Here is a 16,564-nt window from a genome sequence, read left to right as displayed (position 1 = left end):
TCGCTGTGGCGGGCGCCGCAGCGACCTCGATGGGTTTTATTGATCCTCGGCCACGCGCAACACCAGCTTGCCGGTGTGGCTGCCGTCGAATAGGCGGTTGAGCACTTGCGGTGCGTTCTCCAAACCTTCGGCGATGGTTTCGCCGGCCTTGATCTGGCCGTTCACCACCCAGCCCACCAGATCCTGCACCGCGCGTTGCTGGTCGCGGTAGTCGAAGGCGAGGAAACCGCGCACGGTAAGGCGCTTGACGATGATGACGCTGTAGTCGTCCGAGGGTTTCTCGCCGCTGGCGTAATTGGCGATGAGTCCGCACAGCGCCACGCGGCCGCCGTTGACCATGCGCGAGAGCACCGCGCGCATGACCGGGCCACCGACATTCTCGAAGTTCACGTGCACGCCATCGGGCGTGGCCGCGGCCAATTGCTGCTTGAAGTCGGCGGCCTTGTAGTCGACGGCGGCATCAAAGCCGAGGTCCTCTATCAGGTGGCGGCATTTCTCGGCGCCACCCGCGATGCCGACCACGCGCGCGCCACGCAGCTTGCCGATCTGTCCGGCGATGGAACCTACCGAGCCCGCAGCGGCGGACACCACCAGGGTTTCACCCGGTTGCACCGGCGCGATCTCGGTAAGGCCGTAGTACGCGGTGATGCCGCTGAAGCCGCACGCCCCCAGCAGCGTGGGCAGCGCCACCGGGGGCTTGGGCGGCAGCTTTACCCAGTCCTTGGCGTGTGCTTCGCGAATCACCGCGTAGTCCTGCCAGCCGACCAGGCCCTGCACCAGTTCGCCCACGGCAAAGCGCGGGGATCTGGACGCCACCACGCGGCCCAGGCCAATCCCGCGCATCACTTCGCCAATGGCGACCGGCGGCATGTACTGCGGTCTATCGGTCATCCACACGCGGTTGGTGGGGTCCATCGAGAGGTAGAGCACGCGCACCAGCGCTTCGCCCTCGGCGAGTTCGGGCACGGCTTGTTCGTGTAGCTCAAAGTTGTCCTGGCGCACCAGGCCTTCGGGGCGGGTCTTGAGCAGCAATTGGCGATTGATCGGGTTCATCGGTGAGTACTCCGGCATTACACGGCGCGGGCGCCGCCATCGAGCACCAGCTCGGCGGCGGTGACATAACGGCTTTCATCGGAAGCGAGATACAGCGCGGCGTAGGCGACATCGTCCGGCTCGCCCAGGCGTCCCATGGGGATGCCGCGCACCAGCTTGCGCGTGGCCTCTTCCTCGCCGAGTGCGGCGAAAAACGGTGCCACGATGCCGGTACGGATAAAGGCCGGATGGATGGAGTTGCAGCGCACGTCGATCTTCTGCCGTGCGCAGTCCACCGCCACCGATTTGGTGAGTGCCGCCACGGCCGCCTTGGAGGTGTTGTAGGTGGTGTAGTTGGGGTCGATCTTGAAGGAGGCCAGGGAGGAAATGTTGATGATCGACGCTGGCTGCGCGTCGCGCAGGTAGGGTAGGGCATGCTTGCAGCCCAGCATCACGCCTTCCACGTTCACGGCCATCACGCGGCGCCATTCCTTCAGCTCGATCTCGCCCACCGTGCCCAACGAGCCGACACCGGCGTTGTTCACCAGCACCGAGAGGCCACCCATGGCGAGCGCTGCCTCGGCGAGCAGGCGTTCCCATTGGGATTCTTCGCGCACGTCGTGTGGCGCCGCCCACGCGACGTCGGCGCCGAGTTCGCGATTGATGTCGGCCGCCTGGCTGGCGACGGCATCGGCATCGATATCGGTGAGAAAGACCTGGGCCCCATGGCGGGCCAGCATGTGCGCGGTGGCGGCGCCCAGGCCGCCACCGGCGCCGGTGACGAAGGCGCGCTTGCCGGCGGCGCGTGGAGCGGGTTGGAAGGTCATGCTGTGGTCCTTGTCAGACACAGAGGTAGCCACCGTCCACGTTCAACACCGTGCCGGTGGTGTAGGAGGCAGCGTCGGAAGCGAGATAGAGCGCCGCACCGGCCATTTCGGATGGCTGCGCCACGCGGCGCATCGGCACATGCGCCAGCGCCGCCTTGAGGATGGCCGGCGTGTTCACCAGCACCGAGGCGAACTTGGTGTCGGTGAGGCCCGGCAGCAGCGCGTTGCAGCGCACGCCCTGTTCGGCGCACTCCACCGCGAAGGCTTTGGTCATGGAAATGACGGCGGCCTTGGTGATGGAGTAGATGCCTTGCTGCGGGCCCGGCACCACGGCATTCACCGAGGCGACGTTGACGATGGCGCCGCCGCCGTTCCTGGCCATCAAGCGCGCCCCGTGGGTGGACATGTAGAAGTAGCCGCGAATGTTCACGTCGACGGTCTTCTGGAACACCGACGGGTCGGTATCCAGAATGTGCCCGTAGAACGGGTTGGTGGCGGCGTTGTTCACCAGGATGTGGAGGCGACCATGGGTTTTCTCGACATGCGCGTACAAGGTCTCGATGTGTTCCAGTTCGCCGATATGGCACGCGACCGCTTCGGCCGAGCCGCCATCGGCGACGATGGCATCGACCACACTCTGGCAGTCGGCCTGCTTGCGGCTGGACACCACTACATGGGCGCCGTGCAGGGCGAACAGCTTGGCGATCTCGGCACCGATGCCACGGCTGGCGCCCGTGACAATGGCGATCTTGCCGGTGAGGTCGAAGGTGGCGGCTTGGCTCATGGTTGGGGCGTCCTGAAAGTGGCGAGGCGCGTGAAGGGCTTCATCAAAGGGCGTGCTGTGTACGGAACTGCGTGAATGTTCATCGCAAGGTGACCAGGTTGGCATCGCGCGTGCGTTCGAGATGCGGCCAGGCGTTGTAGGTGAGCAGGGTCGGACGGCCGGAGCCTAGGCGCAGGCGCGTCACGCCGGTGTTCACAAGCGGCCAGCTCAATGCGAACGCATGTGCGGGTGGGGTCTGCAGTAGCTCGGCGGCGATCACGGCAATGGGGCCTCCGGAGGTGAATGCCCAGAGCGTAGCGGCGCCGCTGTCGGCAAGCTGTTCGAGGGCTTGCCTCACATCGGCACGGAAACGCGGCCAGCTTTTGCGGTATTCGTCGTCGTGCGCGCCGCTGGTCCAGCGCTCCAGCGCCTGCACGAACAGGTGCTGGAACGCGCGATGCGGATGGTCGCTTTGCTTCATCGCCGCGCGCAGCGCCCCTGGTGCGGCGAGGTCGGGACGCAGGCGCGCGAGCAGTTCGAGGTGATCGACTTCATCCAGGCCATCCAGCACGGTCGGCGTGTGGCCAACGCCCGCCGCGTGCAGGCAATGCGTGGCCGTGTCGCGATGGCGCATGCGCGGCCCCATCGCCACCTGATCGGGCGTCGGGCCGCAAGCCGCCAGCCATTCGCCGAGCAGGCGCGATTGCTGCGCGCCCACGGCCGAGAGCTGGTCGTAATCGTCGGCGCTGAAGCTGGCCTGGCCATGGCGTATGAGCAGCAGTTCGCGCATGCTCAGCGGTCCATGGCCGCGATCACCCGGCGGCAGCGCATGCCCATATAGCGGGCGGCGTCGCCAAAGCCAGCGAATTGCGGGTTGGTGGTCTGACCGAGCGCGAAGCGGCGATAGATCTGCTGGATGATCACCATCAGGCGGAACAGGCCAAACACCTCGTAGAAGCCAAAGCGCGATATATCCAGCCCGCTGCGCTCGCCGTAATAGGCCACCACCTCGGCACGCGTGAGCATGCCGGCCTCATGCGTGGGCTGGCGGCGGAACGATTGGAATACGGCGTCGTCATCGGCCTGGACCCAGTAGGCGAGCGAGCTGCCCAGGTCCATCAAGGGATCGCCGATGGTGGCGAGCTCCCAGTCCAGTACGCCGATGATGTGGAGCGGGTTGTCCGGTGCGAGCACCACGTTATCGAAGCGGAAGTCGTTGTGGATCACGCAGCGCGTGTTGTCCTGCGCGGGCTGGTGGGCGTGCAGCCACGCCATGACGTCTTCGCACGGGTCCGCACCCTCGGTGGCGGCCTGTCGCCAGCGTTCACTCCAGCCGGCGACCTGGCGCGCGATATAGCCTTCGCCTTTGTCCAGTTCGCGCAGGCCCGAGCGGTCGACGTCCACGTGGTGCAGTTCCACCAGTCGATCGATGAAGCCGGTGCACAGGTGGCGCACGCCATCGCGGTCCAGGCCCAGTTCGCGCGGCAGGTCGCGGCGAAGAATGGTGCCATGCAAGCGCTCCATCACATAGAAATGCTGCCCGAGCACGCGCTCGTCGTCGCAGCGCGCCAGGATGGCGGGCACATACGGATAGCTTGGCTTGAGCGCACCGATGATGCGGGCTTCGCGCAGCATGTCGTGCGCGGATTTCGCCTTGGCGCCACGCGGCGGACGGCGCAGCACCAGTTCGCGCCCGGGGTAGCTCAGCAGGTAGGTGAGGTTGGAGGCGCCACCCGGAAATTGGCTGACCGTCAGCGCGCCCTGCAGGCCGTCGATGTGTTGCTTGAGAAAGGCATCGACGGGGGCGAGGTCGAAGGCATCTTCCTCGCGCACGGCGCGCGCCTGATCGGGGATGGCGGTCATGCGTGGTTCTCCGCGGCGAGTTGGGCCCTGGCTTCGAGCTTGGCGACCACGGCGCGGTGCACTTCGTCCGGGCCATCGGCCAGGCGCAGCACGCGTGCATAGGCGTAGAGCTGGGCGAGCGGAAAGTCGTCGGTGAGCCCCGCGCCGCCATGGATCTGGATGGCCGCATCGGCGGCTTGCTGCGCCACCGCGGGCACAACCACCTTGATCTGGGAAATCAGGCTTAGCGCGGCCTTGGTGCCGTGGGTATCCAGCGTCCAGGCGGTTTTGAGCGTGAGCAGGCGCGCCTGCTCGATGGCCATGCGCAGGTTGGCCACGATATCGGCGTTGCCGCCCAGCGTGAGCAGCGGCTGCCCAAAGGCGACGCGTGCGCTGGCACGGCGGCACAGCAGGGTGAGCGCACGTTCCGCCGCGCCCAGTGCACGCATGCAGTGATGCACACGGCCGGGGCCCAGGCGCCCTTGCGCAATTTCAAAGCCACGGCCCGGCCCCAGGATCACGTGACTCAATGGCAGGCGCACCTGCTCGAAGCGCATCTGGCCGTGGCCGGAGGGTTCGTCGTAGTGATGGAACACCGGCAGCATGCGTTCGATCTGCACGCCCGGTGCGTCGAGCGGGCAGATCACCATGCTGTGGCGACGGTGTGGCTCGGCGCTCGCATCGCTCAGGCCCATGAAGATCACGAAGCGGCAATGCGGATGACCCAGGCCGGTGGTCCACCACTTGCGGCCATCGAGCACCACCGAGTCGCCTTCCACGCGGGCGGTGGCCTGCATGTTGGTGGCGTCGGAGGAGGCCACGTCCGGTTCGGTCATGGCGAAGCCCGAGCGGATCTCGCCGCGCAACAGCGGGTCCAGCCAGCGCTCGCGCTGCTCAGGTGAGCCGTAGCGAAGCAGCACCTCCATGTTGCCGGTGTCCGGCGCACCGCAATTGAACACCTCCGGCGCGATGAAGGAGTGCCCCATGCGTTCGGCCAGCGGGGCGTAGTCGAGGTTGCTCAGGCCTTCGCCGCCTTCCAGCTCCGGCAGGAACAGGTTCCACAGGCCGGCGGCACGGGCACGCTGCTTCAGCTCCTCCATCACCGGCGGCTGGCGCCATTGACGGTGGTCGGCGCTGCCGCTGAGTGCGGCGGCGTAGGCCGTCTCGGCCGGCTCTACCTGCTCGCGCATGAGGCGATCGAGGCGTTCGAGTAACACACGGGTGCGTTCGGAAGGGCGGAAGTCCATGGCGGTGCTCCTGGCGTCCGGTCAGCCTACGCTGGTGTCATGCAATCAGTGAAATGAATATGCTTTATGGCGTTACATAAATACTGCGCATATGTATGGGCCGCTCGCCGGCCCGTCAGGAGATCCCCGTGGAACGTGATCACCGTATCGACCTCAACCTGTTCCGCGTGCTGGACGCCATCTACACCCATGGCGGCGTCAGCGCGGCGGCGCGGGTGCTGCACCTGACCCAGCCGGCGGTGACCCACGCCCTGGGTCGGCTGCGCGATCAGCTGGGTGACCCGCTGTTCATCCGCCAGGGCAATCGCCTGCTGCCGACCGACAAGGTGCGCGCGATGATGCCGGCGGTGCAGGCTCACCTGAAGGGCTTGCTGGCCAGTGCGCGCGCACTGCCGCAGTTCGATCCGGCGCAACTGGACATGGAGTTCGTGCTGGGGTTTCGCGACATTCTCGAATCCATCGTGCTGCCCGGGTTGATGGCGCGCATCGAGCGCGAGGCGCCGGCGGTGCGCGTGGTGAGCCGGCGTGTGGCGGCCGATGAGATGGAGCGCGAGCTGGCGGCCGGCGCCCTCGACCTGGCGGTGGATCGTCCGCTGTGCGCGGCGTCGCGACTCTCCCAACATCATTTGCTGGATGAAACGCTGGTGGTGGTAATGCGCCGCGATCATCCGCTCGCGAGCACCATGCGTCGCGCTGACTATCTGGCGGCGCGGCATGTGGTCGTCTCGCCGCTGGGCGAGGCGAACGCACTTGACCTTCTGCTGGGCCAGAACGGCATGTTTCGCGAGGTGCGCATGGTCTGCCAGCACTATTTTGCCGCCTGCCAGATTGCGGCCGCCAGCGAGCTGCTGCTTACGGTGCCCATGGCTTATGCCGAACACCTGGCCGGCTTGCTGCCCATCGCCATACGCGCGTTGCCGATCCGCCTGCCGGTCATTCCGATCCTGGCGTATTGGCACGCGAGCAAGGAGGATGACCAGGCGCATCGCTGGTTTCGTGAACGCCTCGTCACGTCGATCGCCGAGACGATGCCATCGTCCACGCATTGACTTGCTACCGACACGACCGCAAGCGCAGGATGGCCGGATGGCCCGCCGTATGAGCCGGTTGTGCATGTGCAGCCGCGCAGGGTGGGGATTCGCCAAGGGGAGGTGTCTTGCATGTCCGATGAGTCCGCGTCGCCCGAGGTCGTTTATGACCCCACCGATCCCATGCGACGCAAGGAGCAGACCTTTCCTCGCCTGAGCCTGGAGATGATTCAGCGCATCGCCACCTATGGCGAGGAGGAAAGCGTGCCGGGCGGCACCTTGCTGTTCGAGCGAGGACAGCGCGGGGTGGATTTTTTTGTGGTGCTGGAAGGCCTGATCGAAATCTTCGAACGGGACAAGCACGGCCAGCCCAACGTGTTCACCATGCATGCCGCGCGACAGTTCAGCGGCGAGATGAACCTGCTCAACCGGCGCAGCATCATGGTGTCGGCACGCGCAGCGGTGGATAGCCGGGTCATTCGTGTGCATCCGGAAGCGTTCCGCCGCATGGTGGGCGCCGAGGCGGACATCAGCGAGATCATCATGCGCGCCTTCATCCTGCGTCGCGTGGGCCTGATTCGCACGGGCTACGGTGGCGTGGTGCTGGTGGGGCCGGGGCACAGCGCCGATACGCTGCGCATCGAGCGCTTTCTGGTGCGTAATGGATATCCGCATCGACTGATCGATACCGAGCTCGACCCGGACGCGGACGGCCTGGTCGAATGCTTCCAGTTGAAGCGCGAACAGTTGCCCGTGGTGATTTGCCCCGAGCATTGCTTCCTGCAGAATCCCAGCACAGCGCAATTGGCCGACGAGCTGGGACTGACCGAAACCATCGATCCCCAGCACCTCTACGATGTGGCGGTGATCGGCGCGGGCCCCGCGGGATTGGCCGCCTCGGTGTACGCCGCATCGGAGGGGCTGTCCACCATTGTCATCGAAGGGCTGGCGCCGGGTGGGCAGGCGGGCACGTCGTCCAAGATCGAGAATTACCTGGGCTTTCCCACCGGCATCTCCGGCCAGGCGCTGGCCGGGCGTGCACAGGCACAGGCGCAGAAGTTCGGCGCGCGCATGGCGATTTCGCGTCACGCTTCCGGCATCGACTGCAGCCAGCAGCCTTACCGATTGCAGCTCGACGATGGCCAGTCGTTGCTGGCGCGGGTGGTGATCGTGGCGACCGGCGCGCGCTATCGCAAGCTCGATGTGCCCGGCTACGAACGCTTCGAAGGCGAGGGCATTCACTACGCGGCCACCGCGATGGAAGGCCAGCTGTGCAAGAACGAGGAGGTCGTGGTGGTGGGCGGCGGCAACTCCGCCGGGCAGGCGGCCGTATTCCTGTCGCGCATCGCCAGGCACGTACACATCCTGGTGCGCTCCAACGGCTTGGCCGCCACCATGTCCGACTACCTGGTGCAACGCATCGCTCTTTCCGCGGATATCACCCTGCATACGCGCAGCGAGGTGGTGGCGCTGGAGGGCGACGACCGATTGCGCACGGTGACCTGGCGCCATCGCGACAGTGGCGAGCTTACCCAGCGACCGGTGGGCAACATGTTCGTGATGATTGGCGCCGAACCCAACACCGATTGGCTGGGCGATTGCCTGGCGCTCGATCCGCATGGCTTCGTGCTGAGCGGGCGCTGCGCCGATGGTCATCTGCTGGATTCGCCCTATGCGACCACCAAGCCGGGCATCTTTGCGGTGGGTGATGTGCGGGCGGGCTCGGTCAAGCGGGTGGCCTCGGGCGTTGGCGAAGGGTCGGTGGTGATCCAGGCGGTGCATCGCTACCTGCACCCCGAGGCGAGCTGATTCCACGGGGGTGGCTTTACACTGGCATCCAACCCATCGATGGAATGGCTCATGTCCTGTGTGTCCCCACCCTTGTCTTACCGCTTCGCATGCGGGGGCTACCTGCGTGGGTGAGGTGCGCCAGGCCATCGCCGAGGCCGCCGTGGCGCTGGGCGATCGGCTGGAGGCGGAGCTTCTGCTGGTGCATGTGTTGGGCAAGCCGCGCAGCTGGCTGTTCGCCCATGCCGACGATGCGCTGGACGAGGCTACGCTGGCGGCTTTCCATGCCTTGGTGCGGCGCCGCCATCAGGGGGAGCCGGTGGCCTATATCACGGGGCGTCGCGGCTTCTGGTCGCTGGAGCTGCAGGTAACGGCGGCCACGCTGATTCCGCGTCCGGAAACCGAGTTGCTGGTGGAGCTGGCGCTGGAACGCGCGCCGGCCGGTGCCGCCGTGGCGGACCTGGGCACCGGCAGCGGTGCCATTGCGCTGGCGCTGGCGCATGAGCGCAAGGATCTTCGCGTCAGCGCAACCGATGCCAGCGCCGATGCGCTGGCCGTGGCGCGCGGTAACGCCGAACGCCTGGGCCTGAGCCAGGTGCGTTTTCATCATGGCGATTGGCTGGCACCCTTGGCGGCCGAGCGGTTCGCGGTGATCGTGTCCAACCCGCCCTATATCGAAGCGGATGATCCACATCTGCAACAGGGCGACTTGCGTTTTGAGCCGGCGAGTGCGTTGGCGTCGGGGGCGGATGGACTGGACGATATCCGCCGCATCGTGAGCGACGCACGCGCGCATCTTCTGCCCAACGGCTGGTTGATGATGGAACACGGTTGGAACCAAGGCCTGGCCGTCCGCGCCGTGCTGGAAGCGGCGGGTTACGGTGAGGTGTTCACCGCCCAGGATCTGGAGCAACGCGATCGCGTAAGCGGTGGGCGCTGGGCCGGCGCTTGAAGCACGCCCCGCCTTGCATGCGATGTCGCTGAACGTGGAATCGTGCGCTTGTCGTCGGGCCCGGGGGCGGGCGTAAACTGCGCTCATCGCGCATCGGCGCGGTCCGGCGCGCAGCTTAGAGCCGGGCATACGAATCCATCCGGCAGGGGAGAGACGTTGTGCTCGACCAGTGGCGAGGTTCCGTTCGTTCCTTGGGTCTTTTGCGTCGCTGCACACTGGCCGGCGCATGGGTTTCCCTGTTGCCGTGCTCGCTGTTCGCCCAGCAGGCGGACGCACCGCCGCAGTCGCCGCCACCGCCGCCGACGCAGTCGCCGCCACCGCCGCCGAGCAGCGCGGCCAAGCAACCGGACAAGCGCGTGATCACGCTGGGCGAGGTGATCGTGTCGGCGAATCGCCGGCGCGAGCCTTCGCGCGAAGTGCCCATGCATGTGGAGGTTATCAAGGCCGAGGAGCTGCAACAGATCGGCGCACACACCATGAACGATTACGTGTCGTATCAACCGGGCGTGTTTCTGGCCAGCCAGGGCGGTTCGGGCCAGGGCGAACTGGTGATGCGCGGCGTCTCCACCGGCAACCAGACCAGCCCCACGGTATCGGTATACATCGACGACGTGCCTATCGGCGGCAGCACGGTATATGCCGCGGCCGCCACCTTCCTGATCGATCCCGTGCTGCTCGACCTCGATCACATCGAATTTCTCTACGGCCCGCAGGGCACGCTGTATGGCGCGGGTTCCATGGGCGGGCTGGTCAAGTATGTGACGCGCCAACCGGATGCCAGCGCGGTATCGGCCAGCGCGGGCGCGGATATTTCCAACACCCAGCACGGTGGCATGAATTACACCGAGCGCGGCACGCTCAATGTGCCGCTGGTGAAGGACGTGGCGGCGTTGCGGCTCAGCGTGGTGGATGAGCATACGGCCGGCGTCTACGACGCCGTGGGTACGGTGCCGGCGGGCGGCGCCGATCGCACGCACACGCAAGGTATTCGTGCGCAGTTGCAGATCGATCCCACCGACAAGCTCAGCATCAACCTGAGCGCCATGGCGCAGAAGGTGGCGGCGGACGGGTTGTCCATGGCCGATTACAACCTCCAAGGCCAGCCGATTTCCGGAGGCCCCTATAACCGCGCGCTCAATCACCGCGAGCCGTTCACGCAAACGCTGCAGTTGTATTCCTTGCGGGCGAGCTATGACTTGGGTTGGTCTACGTTGGACTGGATCAGCGCTTACCAGGACTTCCAGAACCACAGCGTGCAGGACTACCCCAACGGCTTCCTCGATCTGCTCAACGTGCTGGGGCCGGCGATTGGCGTGGATCAACCCCTGCGCAACCTGTATGTCGATTCCCTCATCGATGTGCACAAAAGCACCCAGGAATTGCGCTTGACGTCCGCCAAGGGCGATCACTTCGATTGGCTGGCTGGTCTGTGGTTCAATCGCGAAGACGTGTGGCAGCGCTACAGCTTGTTGGGCGACAACCTGGGCGTACCGGGAAGTACCGCCCTGATCCACCAGTACACCAGTGCACGCTTTGAGGAGTATGCCGGTTACGGCGATGCGACCTGGCATGTGTCGCCCGTGTTCGACTTGGCAGCGGGGGCGCGCGTGAATGGCGATACACAGCATCTGTCCAGCACCGAGAATGGCCCGGTAGCGGGTAGCCCGGGTGGTTTCCGCATCAGTCGCAACAGCTCCGATATCACCGAGATGCTTACCGCGACGTATCGCCCGGATACCCAGCACAGCTATTACGCGCGCGTGTCCACCGGCTATCGGCCCGGCGGCCTGCAGGCGCCCTTGACCAGCAGCGTGCTGGGGCCGGTGCCCACCGCGACGGATACCTTTGGTTCGGACAAGCTGCAAAGTTATGAGCTAGGGTATAAGGGAAGTCATTTGGATGGCCATTTGAATGTCGGCGTGGATGCCTACGATATCGAGTGGCATCACGTGCAGCTCTACACCTACACGCTGGGCAATACCATCATCCAGAACGCGGGCGACGCACGCGTCAACGGCCTGGAGGCGCAACTTACCTATACCAGTGGGCCATGGAGCCTCAACGCATCGGGCGCCTATACCTATGCGCGCATGCTGGACGATGACACGGCCATCGGCATCAAGGCGGGTGATCCCTTGCCGTATTCCGCTCGCGCCACCGGCACCTTGGGGGCACGCTATCAGTTCCCATTGGGCGGCTATGGCGCCTATGCGGGGGTCACCGAGCGGCTTTCCACGCAACGCCACGCCGGTTTTGCGGGGGACAACAGCGATCCGGATTTCCATCTGCCCGGCTTTGGCCTGCTCGATCTCAACGCGGGCGCTACGCTGGGGCACGGTGTCACGGTGGATGTGTATCTGCGCAATGCGCTGAACCGGCGCGTGGCGATCGGTACGCTCAATGCGCAGACCATCAACTTTCTGGCGGCGCTGGGTGGCCCCATGCTGGTGCAGCAATCCACTCCGCGCACTATCGGTGTGTCATTCAACGTGCCGTTTCATTGAGTCGGCGTGGCCCAGCGCGTAGAGCAACGAAGGCAGGAATACGAACGTTGCCAGCAGTACCGCGCCCAGGCTGAGCAGCAGCAGGCGGCCCATGCTGGCCATGCCAAGGTCGTGCGATAGCGCGAGCGAGCCGAAGGCGGTGCCGGTGGTGAGGGCGGAGAAAAGGACGGCGCGCGCCGATGCCGAGCCCACGAATTGATCCATGCCTGCGCGCCAGTTCATCACGAAGTACACGTTGAACGACACACCCACGCCCAGCAGCAGCGGCAGCGCGATGATGTTGGCGTAGTTGATCGCCATGCCGGCGGCACGCGCGCCAAGGGCCGTCAGCGCGGCCGACATGCCGAGCGTGAGCAGCACAATGCCCGTGTCGCGCCATCGACGAAGCACCAGCAACAGCACCAGGCCAATGGCCGCGATGGCGAGCACGGCGGCCTGCTGGAACGCGCGCAAGATGGTATCGGCAGAGGCGATGGTGGTGACGGCCGGCCCGCCGGCGTCCGGCGCGATGCGCTGCACGGCGGCGACAAAGCGGCGTAGCAGGGCGGTGTCCTGCACGTCGCGGGTGGGCGATACCTGGATACGCACGCGGCCATCGGGCGCGATCCAGTCGCGTCGGATCGAATCAGGTACGTCCTGCAGGGTGATGGGGCGTGCATCCAGCGATGCGCGTAGGCGATCGAGCTGGGTGGGCAGGAAGCGGCTGATCGCGGCGTTCATGGCGAGCAGGTTGGCGTCCGGTGCGTGCTGCAGCGACTGCAATGCCTGGCCGATGCCGCGCAGCGGCGAATCGGTGGGCAAGGTCGCGTTGGCTTGCGCAATGGCGTCGATGCTATCGCCCATGGCTTCGCGCAGCGCGGCGGGGGTGATGGGGGGCGCGCGGTCGCCAGTGCTGATGGAGGGCAGCAGTAGATCCTGCGCCTGCTCCAGCAGGTCGAGCTTGGCGGCTTGGTCGGTGGGGACGAAGGTGCCGGCGTGGATCACGCTGGAGACTTCCGGCAGTTTTTCCACGCGCGCGGCCAATGTGCGGGCGTGATCCAGGTCTGGCGCCAGCAGGTAGATGTTGAATGGATCGGTGATCGGGTTATCGGCCAGTGTGCGCAGCGTGCGCATCGGTTCGGTGTCCGGCGCCTGCGTATGCAACGGGTTGGCGTCGAAGGGCATGCGCCAGGCAGCGACCAGGCCCAGCAGGCCGAGCACGGCGAATGCGCCCAGTACCTCGCGTCGCCGCCGTTTCAGCCACCCGTCGCAGGCGTCGCCAAGCGGCAGCGCCACGTGGCCGGCGCCGTCGGCAGGATGCAGCAGGGTCAACAGCGCAGGCAGCAAGCTCAGCGTGCACGCCAGCGCGATCAACATGCCGGTGCCGGCAATGATGCCCAGCTCGGCCACGCCGACGAAGGCGGTGGGTGCGAACGCCAGAAAGCCACACGCGGTGGCTGCGGCCGCCACGGCGATCTGGCTGCCCGCCGAGCGCGCGGTGGCGTCCAGCGCCTCGGCCAGTGCGGCGTGATGCAGGCGCTGATCGCGCAGGCGCACCGCGAACTGGATGGCGAAATCCACCGCCAGGCCCACGAACAACACCGCGAAGGCCACCGAGATGAGGTTCAACGTGCCTACCGCCAGCGCGGCGAAGCCCAGCGTGAGTATCAGCCCGGTGCACAGCGTAAGCAGGATCGGCACGATCAATCGCCACGAACGCAGTGCCAGGAAAAGCCACAGTGCGAGCAGCAACAGGCTGATTACCGTGCTGCCCACGATGCCGTCGGTGAGCGCGCCGAACTGCACATCGGAGAGCGCGACCGAACCGGTGTAATGCACGCTGACGCGTCCGGCCTTCACTTCGGGCAGCGCGGCGCCCGCGCGTTCCACGGCCTGCGTCGCGGCGAGGCCCGGCTGCAAGGCGCCGCGATCGAGCAGGGGGTGGGCGAGCAACAGTTCGGGGCCACGCGCCTGTGCGATCGCATCCGAGCTCAGCATCTGTTGCCAGGACAGCGGTGGCGGGTTGCCATGCGTGGCCGCGAGCAAGACCTGCCGCAATTGCTCCAGCGCGGCGTGGTAAGGCGAGAGATCCGCATGCGCCACGCGCACGCCTTCGGCCATCAGCGAAATGCCCTTGAGCAGGCCACGCGCGGAGGAGTCGCCGGCCAGCGGGCCGAGCAGCGGCTGGGCCGCGTACAGCCCGTCGAGCAAATGGGCGAGGTCCTGGGTATCGAGCAGCAGCAGGCCTTCACGACGCAGGAAGGGATCGGCGTCGGGGCGGCTGACGTCGCGGAAGTGGGCGGTGTCCTTGCGCAGTTGCTGCATCAGCGTATCGGCGCTGAGCTCGGCCTCTTCCGGTGTGGCTCCCTGCACCACGATTACCAGTACATCGTTGAACTGCGGGAACAGCCGATCCATCGCCAGCGACTGCTGCCGCCAGGGCAACTGCCCGGAGAACATGTGATCGGTGTCGGTATCGATTCCCAGGTGGCCCTGGGCGTACAGCAGGCTGACGACGCCCAGCAGGGCGTAACCGAGCAAAACCAGCCACGCACGGCGGTGGCTGGCATCGACCAGGCGGGCAATCCAGTCCGTCACGACACGAATCCCCTGGGTTTACCGCGTCGTGTGGGTTGGCGCGGCCGGTGTCGCGGTGTTGCCGGGCGCTTGCGGCGCCTGACCCGGAGGTCAGGCGCTGATCTGGTTCAAACTGCCAAGTTGTGGAAAGCGGGCGCGGATGGCGTTGCGGATGCTGGGCAGGTCCAGGCCGGCCATGGTCAGCACCTCCTCGCGGCTACCGTGCTCTAGGTACTCGTCGGGCAGACCCAGGTGCAGGATCGGCTTGACCACACCGTGCGCGGCCAGACACTCGGCCACGCCACTACCGGCACCGCCGGCGATGGCGTTGTCTTCCAGCGTTACAAAGGCTTCGTGGGTCTTGGCCAGTTCGAGGATCATGGCCTCGTCCAACGGCTTCACGAAGCGCATGTTGACCAGCGTGGCATCCAGCTCGGCGGCGATGACCGACGCGGGCGCCAGCATCGCGCCGAAGCTGAGCAGGGCCAGCCCGTGACCGCGGCGGCGCAGTTCGGCCTTGCCGATCGGCAGGGTTTCCAGCGCCTGCGACAGCGCCACGCCCGGGCCGGTCCCGCGCGGATAGCGGATGGCCGCCGGCCCCGCGTGTTGGAAGCCGGTGGTGAGCATGGTGCGGCATTCGTTCTCGTCGGACGGCGCCATGATCACCAGGTTCGGCAGGCAGCGCATGAACGATAGATCGAAGCTGCCCGAGTGAGTGGCGCCATCCGGGCCAACCACGCCCGCGCGGTCGATGGCGAAGGTCACGTCCAGGTTCTGCAGCGACACATCGTGGATGGCCTGGTCGTAGGCGCGCTGCAGGAAGGTGGAGTAGATCGCCACCACGGGCTTGGCGCCTTCGCAGGCCATGCCGGCGGCCAGCGTTACCGCGTGCTGCTCGGCAATCGCCACGTCGAAGTAGCGCTGCGGGTATTCCTTGGAGAAGCGCACCAGGCCGGAGCCTTCGCGCATGGCCGGGGTGATGCCCAGCAGGCGCTCATCAGCCGCGGCCATGTCGCACAGCCAGTCGCTGAAGATGTCGGTATAGGTGGGCTTGGACGGGCCGGACTTCTTCACCAGGCCTGCCTGCGGATCGAATGGGCCCACCGCGTGGTATTCGATCTGCGCCTGTTCGGCCGGGGCGTAGCCCTTGCCCTTGGTCGTGATGACGTGCAGCAACTGCGGGCCGGGCAGGTCCTTCACCGTGCGCAGCGCGGCGAGCAACTGCGGAATATTGTGGCCGTCGATCGGGCCGGTGTAGTGGAAGCCCAGTTCCTCGAACAGCGTGCTGGGCACGAACATGCCCTTGGCGTGCTCCTCCCAGCGCTTGAAGAAGCGGCCGAACAGCGACTGCTTGGGAATGGCGCGCTTGGCGCGCTCGCGCCACTGGTTGAGCGTGCGGCTGGACATGGCACGCGCGGCCATCTTGGTCAGCGCGCCCACGTTCTCGCTGATGGACATGCCGTTGTCGTTGAACACGACCAGCATGTTCGGCTCCACGTCGCCGCCGTGGTTGAGCGCCTCGAAGGCCATGCCGGCGGTCATGGCGCCATCGCCGATCACTGCCACGAATTTGCGCGGGTCGCCCTTGCGCTGCGCCGCGATCGCCATGCCCAGCGCCGCCGAGATCGAGGTGGAAGAGTGGCCGACGCCAAAGGTGTCGTACTCGCTTTCCTCGCGGCGCGGGAACGGGGCCAGGCCATCCTTCTTCTTGATGGTGGTGATGCGGTCGCGGCGGCCGGTGAGAATTTTGTGCGGGTAGCACTGGTGGCCGACATCCCAGACCAGGCGGTCGTTGGGCGTATCGAACACATGGTGCAGCGCCACGGTGAGTTCCACCACGCCCAGGCCCGCGCCGAAATGGCCGCCGGAGCTGGCTACGGCTTCAATCAGATACTGACGCAGTTCGTCGGCAACGGCTGGCAGCTCCTCGTCGGCAACGCGGCGTAGGTCGGCCGGCGTTTCGATGGGCGCCAGATGGGGGAAGCGGGACAGATCGTTCATCGACATATTGTTGGCCCAGCCGGG

General features: G+C 66.3%; 12 protein-coding genes. 4 read left to right on the top strand and 8 right to left on the bottom strand.

Annotation, left to right across the window (positions count from 1 at the left end):
• Nucleotides 1-36: 36 nt before the first annotated feature.
• The 6 genes from JHD67_RS04115 to JHD67_RS04090 all read right to left on the bottom strand — a co-directional run bounded on the left by JHD67_RS04115 (nucleotide 37) and on the right by JHD67_RS04090 (nucleotide 5,711).
• Nucleotides 37-1,053 carry an NADP-dependent oxidoreductase gene (locus tag JHD67_RS04115; protein WP_199097596.1) on the bottom strand — a complete coding sequence of 339 codons (1,017 nt, stop codon included), beginning with the start codon at nucleotides 1,051-1,053 and terminating at the stop codon, nucleotides 37-39.
• A 17-nt stretch (nucleotides 1,054-1,070) separates the two neighbouring features.
• Entirely contained in the window at nucleotides 1,071-1,859 is a 789-nt protein-coding gene (locus tag JHD67_RS04110; RefSeq protein WP_199097594.1) for an SDR family oxidoreductase, read from the bottom strand.
• Nucleotides 1,860-1,872: 13 nt separating this feature from the next.
• On the bottom strand, nucleotides 1,873-2,643 hold the full coding sequence (locus JHD67_RS04105) for an SDR family oxidoreductase (protein ID WP_199097592.1): 771 nt from the start codon (nucleotides 2,641-2,643) through the stop codon (nucleotides 1,873-1,875).
• A gap of 79 nt (nucleotides 2,644-2,722) precedes the next feature.
• Complete coding sequence (locus JHD67_RS04100) at nucleotides 2,723-3,412, bottom strand: histidine phosphatase family protein (RefSeq protein ID WP_199097590.1); 690 nt, start codon at nucleotides 3,410-3,412, stop codon at nucleotides 2,723-2,725.
• Between the two features lie 2 nt (nucleotides 3,413-3,414).
• Nucleotides 3,415-4,485 carry a phosphotransferase family protein gene (locus JHD67_RS04095; RefSeq protein WP_199097588.1) on the bottom strand — a complete coding sequence of 357 codons (1,071 nt, stop codon included), beginning with the start codon at nucleotides 4,483-4,485 and terminating at the stop codon, nucleotides 3,415-3,417.
• Nucleotides 4,482-5,711, bottom strand: a complete 1,230-nt coding sequence (locus JHD67_RS04090; protein ID WP_199097586.1) for an acyl-CoA dehydrogenase family protein — start codon at nucleotides 5,709-5,711, stop codon at nucleotides 4,482-4,484. Before JHD67_RS04090 ends, JHD67_RS04095 begins: the two co-directional genes overlap by 4 nt.
• Nucleotides 5,712-5,839: 128 nt before the next feature.
• On the opposite strand from JHD67_RS04090, the gene JHD67_RS04085 reads away from it, so the two are divergent.
• The 4 genes from JHD67_RS04085 (at nucleotide 5,840) to JHD67_RS04070 (ending at nucleotide 11,983) form a co-directional block, all read left to right on the top strand.
• Nucleotides 5,840-6,760: a LysR family transcriptional regulator gene (locus JHD67_RS04085; protein WP_343214301.1), complete on the top strand. Its 921-nt coding sequence runs from the start codon at nucleotides 5,840-5,842 to the stop codon at nucleotides 6,758-6,760.
• 111 nt (nucleotides 6,761-6,871) lie between these two features.
• Complete coding sequence (locus JHD67_RS04080) at nucleotides 6,872-8,548, top strand: FAD-dependent oxidoreductase (protein ID WP_199097582.1); 1,677 nt, start codon at nucleotides 6,872-6,874, stop codon at nucleotides 8,546-8,548.
• 106 nt (nucleotides 8,549-8,654) lie between these two features.
• Nucleotides 8,655-9,479, top strand: a complete 825-nt coding sequence (gene prmC / locus JHD67_RS04075) for a peptide chain release factor N(5)-glutamine methyltransferase (protein ID WP_199097580.1) — start codon at nucleotides 8,655-8,657, stop codon at nucleotides 9,477-9,479.
• A gap of 158 nt (nucleotides 9,480-9,637) precedes the next feature.
• A complete protein-coding gene (locus tag JHD67_RS04070; protein WP_199097578.1) occupies nucleotides 9,638-11,983 on the top strand; it encodes a TonB-dependent receptor in 2,346 nt (781 codons plus the stop codon).
• Here the strand turns inward: JHD67_RS04070 and JHD67_RS04065 are convergent.
• On the bottom strand, nucleotides 11,960-14,560 hold the full coding sequence (locus JHD67_RS04065) for an MMPL family transporter (protein WP_199097576.1): 2,601 nt from the start codon (nucleotides 14,558-14,560) through the stop codon (nucleotides 11,960-11,962). The two genes, JHD67_RS04070 and JHD67_RS04065, sit on opposite strands and share 24 nt — an antisense overlap.
• Nucleotides 14,561-14,650: 90 nt before the next feature.
• Nucleotides 14,651-16,540 carry a 1-deoxy-D-xylulose-5-phosphate synthase gene (dxs, locus tag JHD67_RS04060; protein WP_199097574.1) on the bottom strand — a complete coding sequence of 630 codons (1,890 nt, stop codon included), beginning with the start codon at nucleotides 16,538-16,540 and terminating at the stop codon, nucleotides 14,651-14,653.
• Nucleotides 16,541-16,564 lie beyond the last annotated feature (24 nt).

This window comes from Dyella sp. ASV21 (assembly GCF_016428975.1).
Classification (GTDB): Bacteria; Pseudomonadota; Gammaproteobacteria; order Xanthomonadales; family Rhodanobacteraceae; genus Dyella.
The sequence above is the reverse complement of the archived record's forward strand: the minus strand, read 5'-3'. Positions and strand labels throughout refer to the sequence as shown.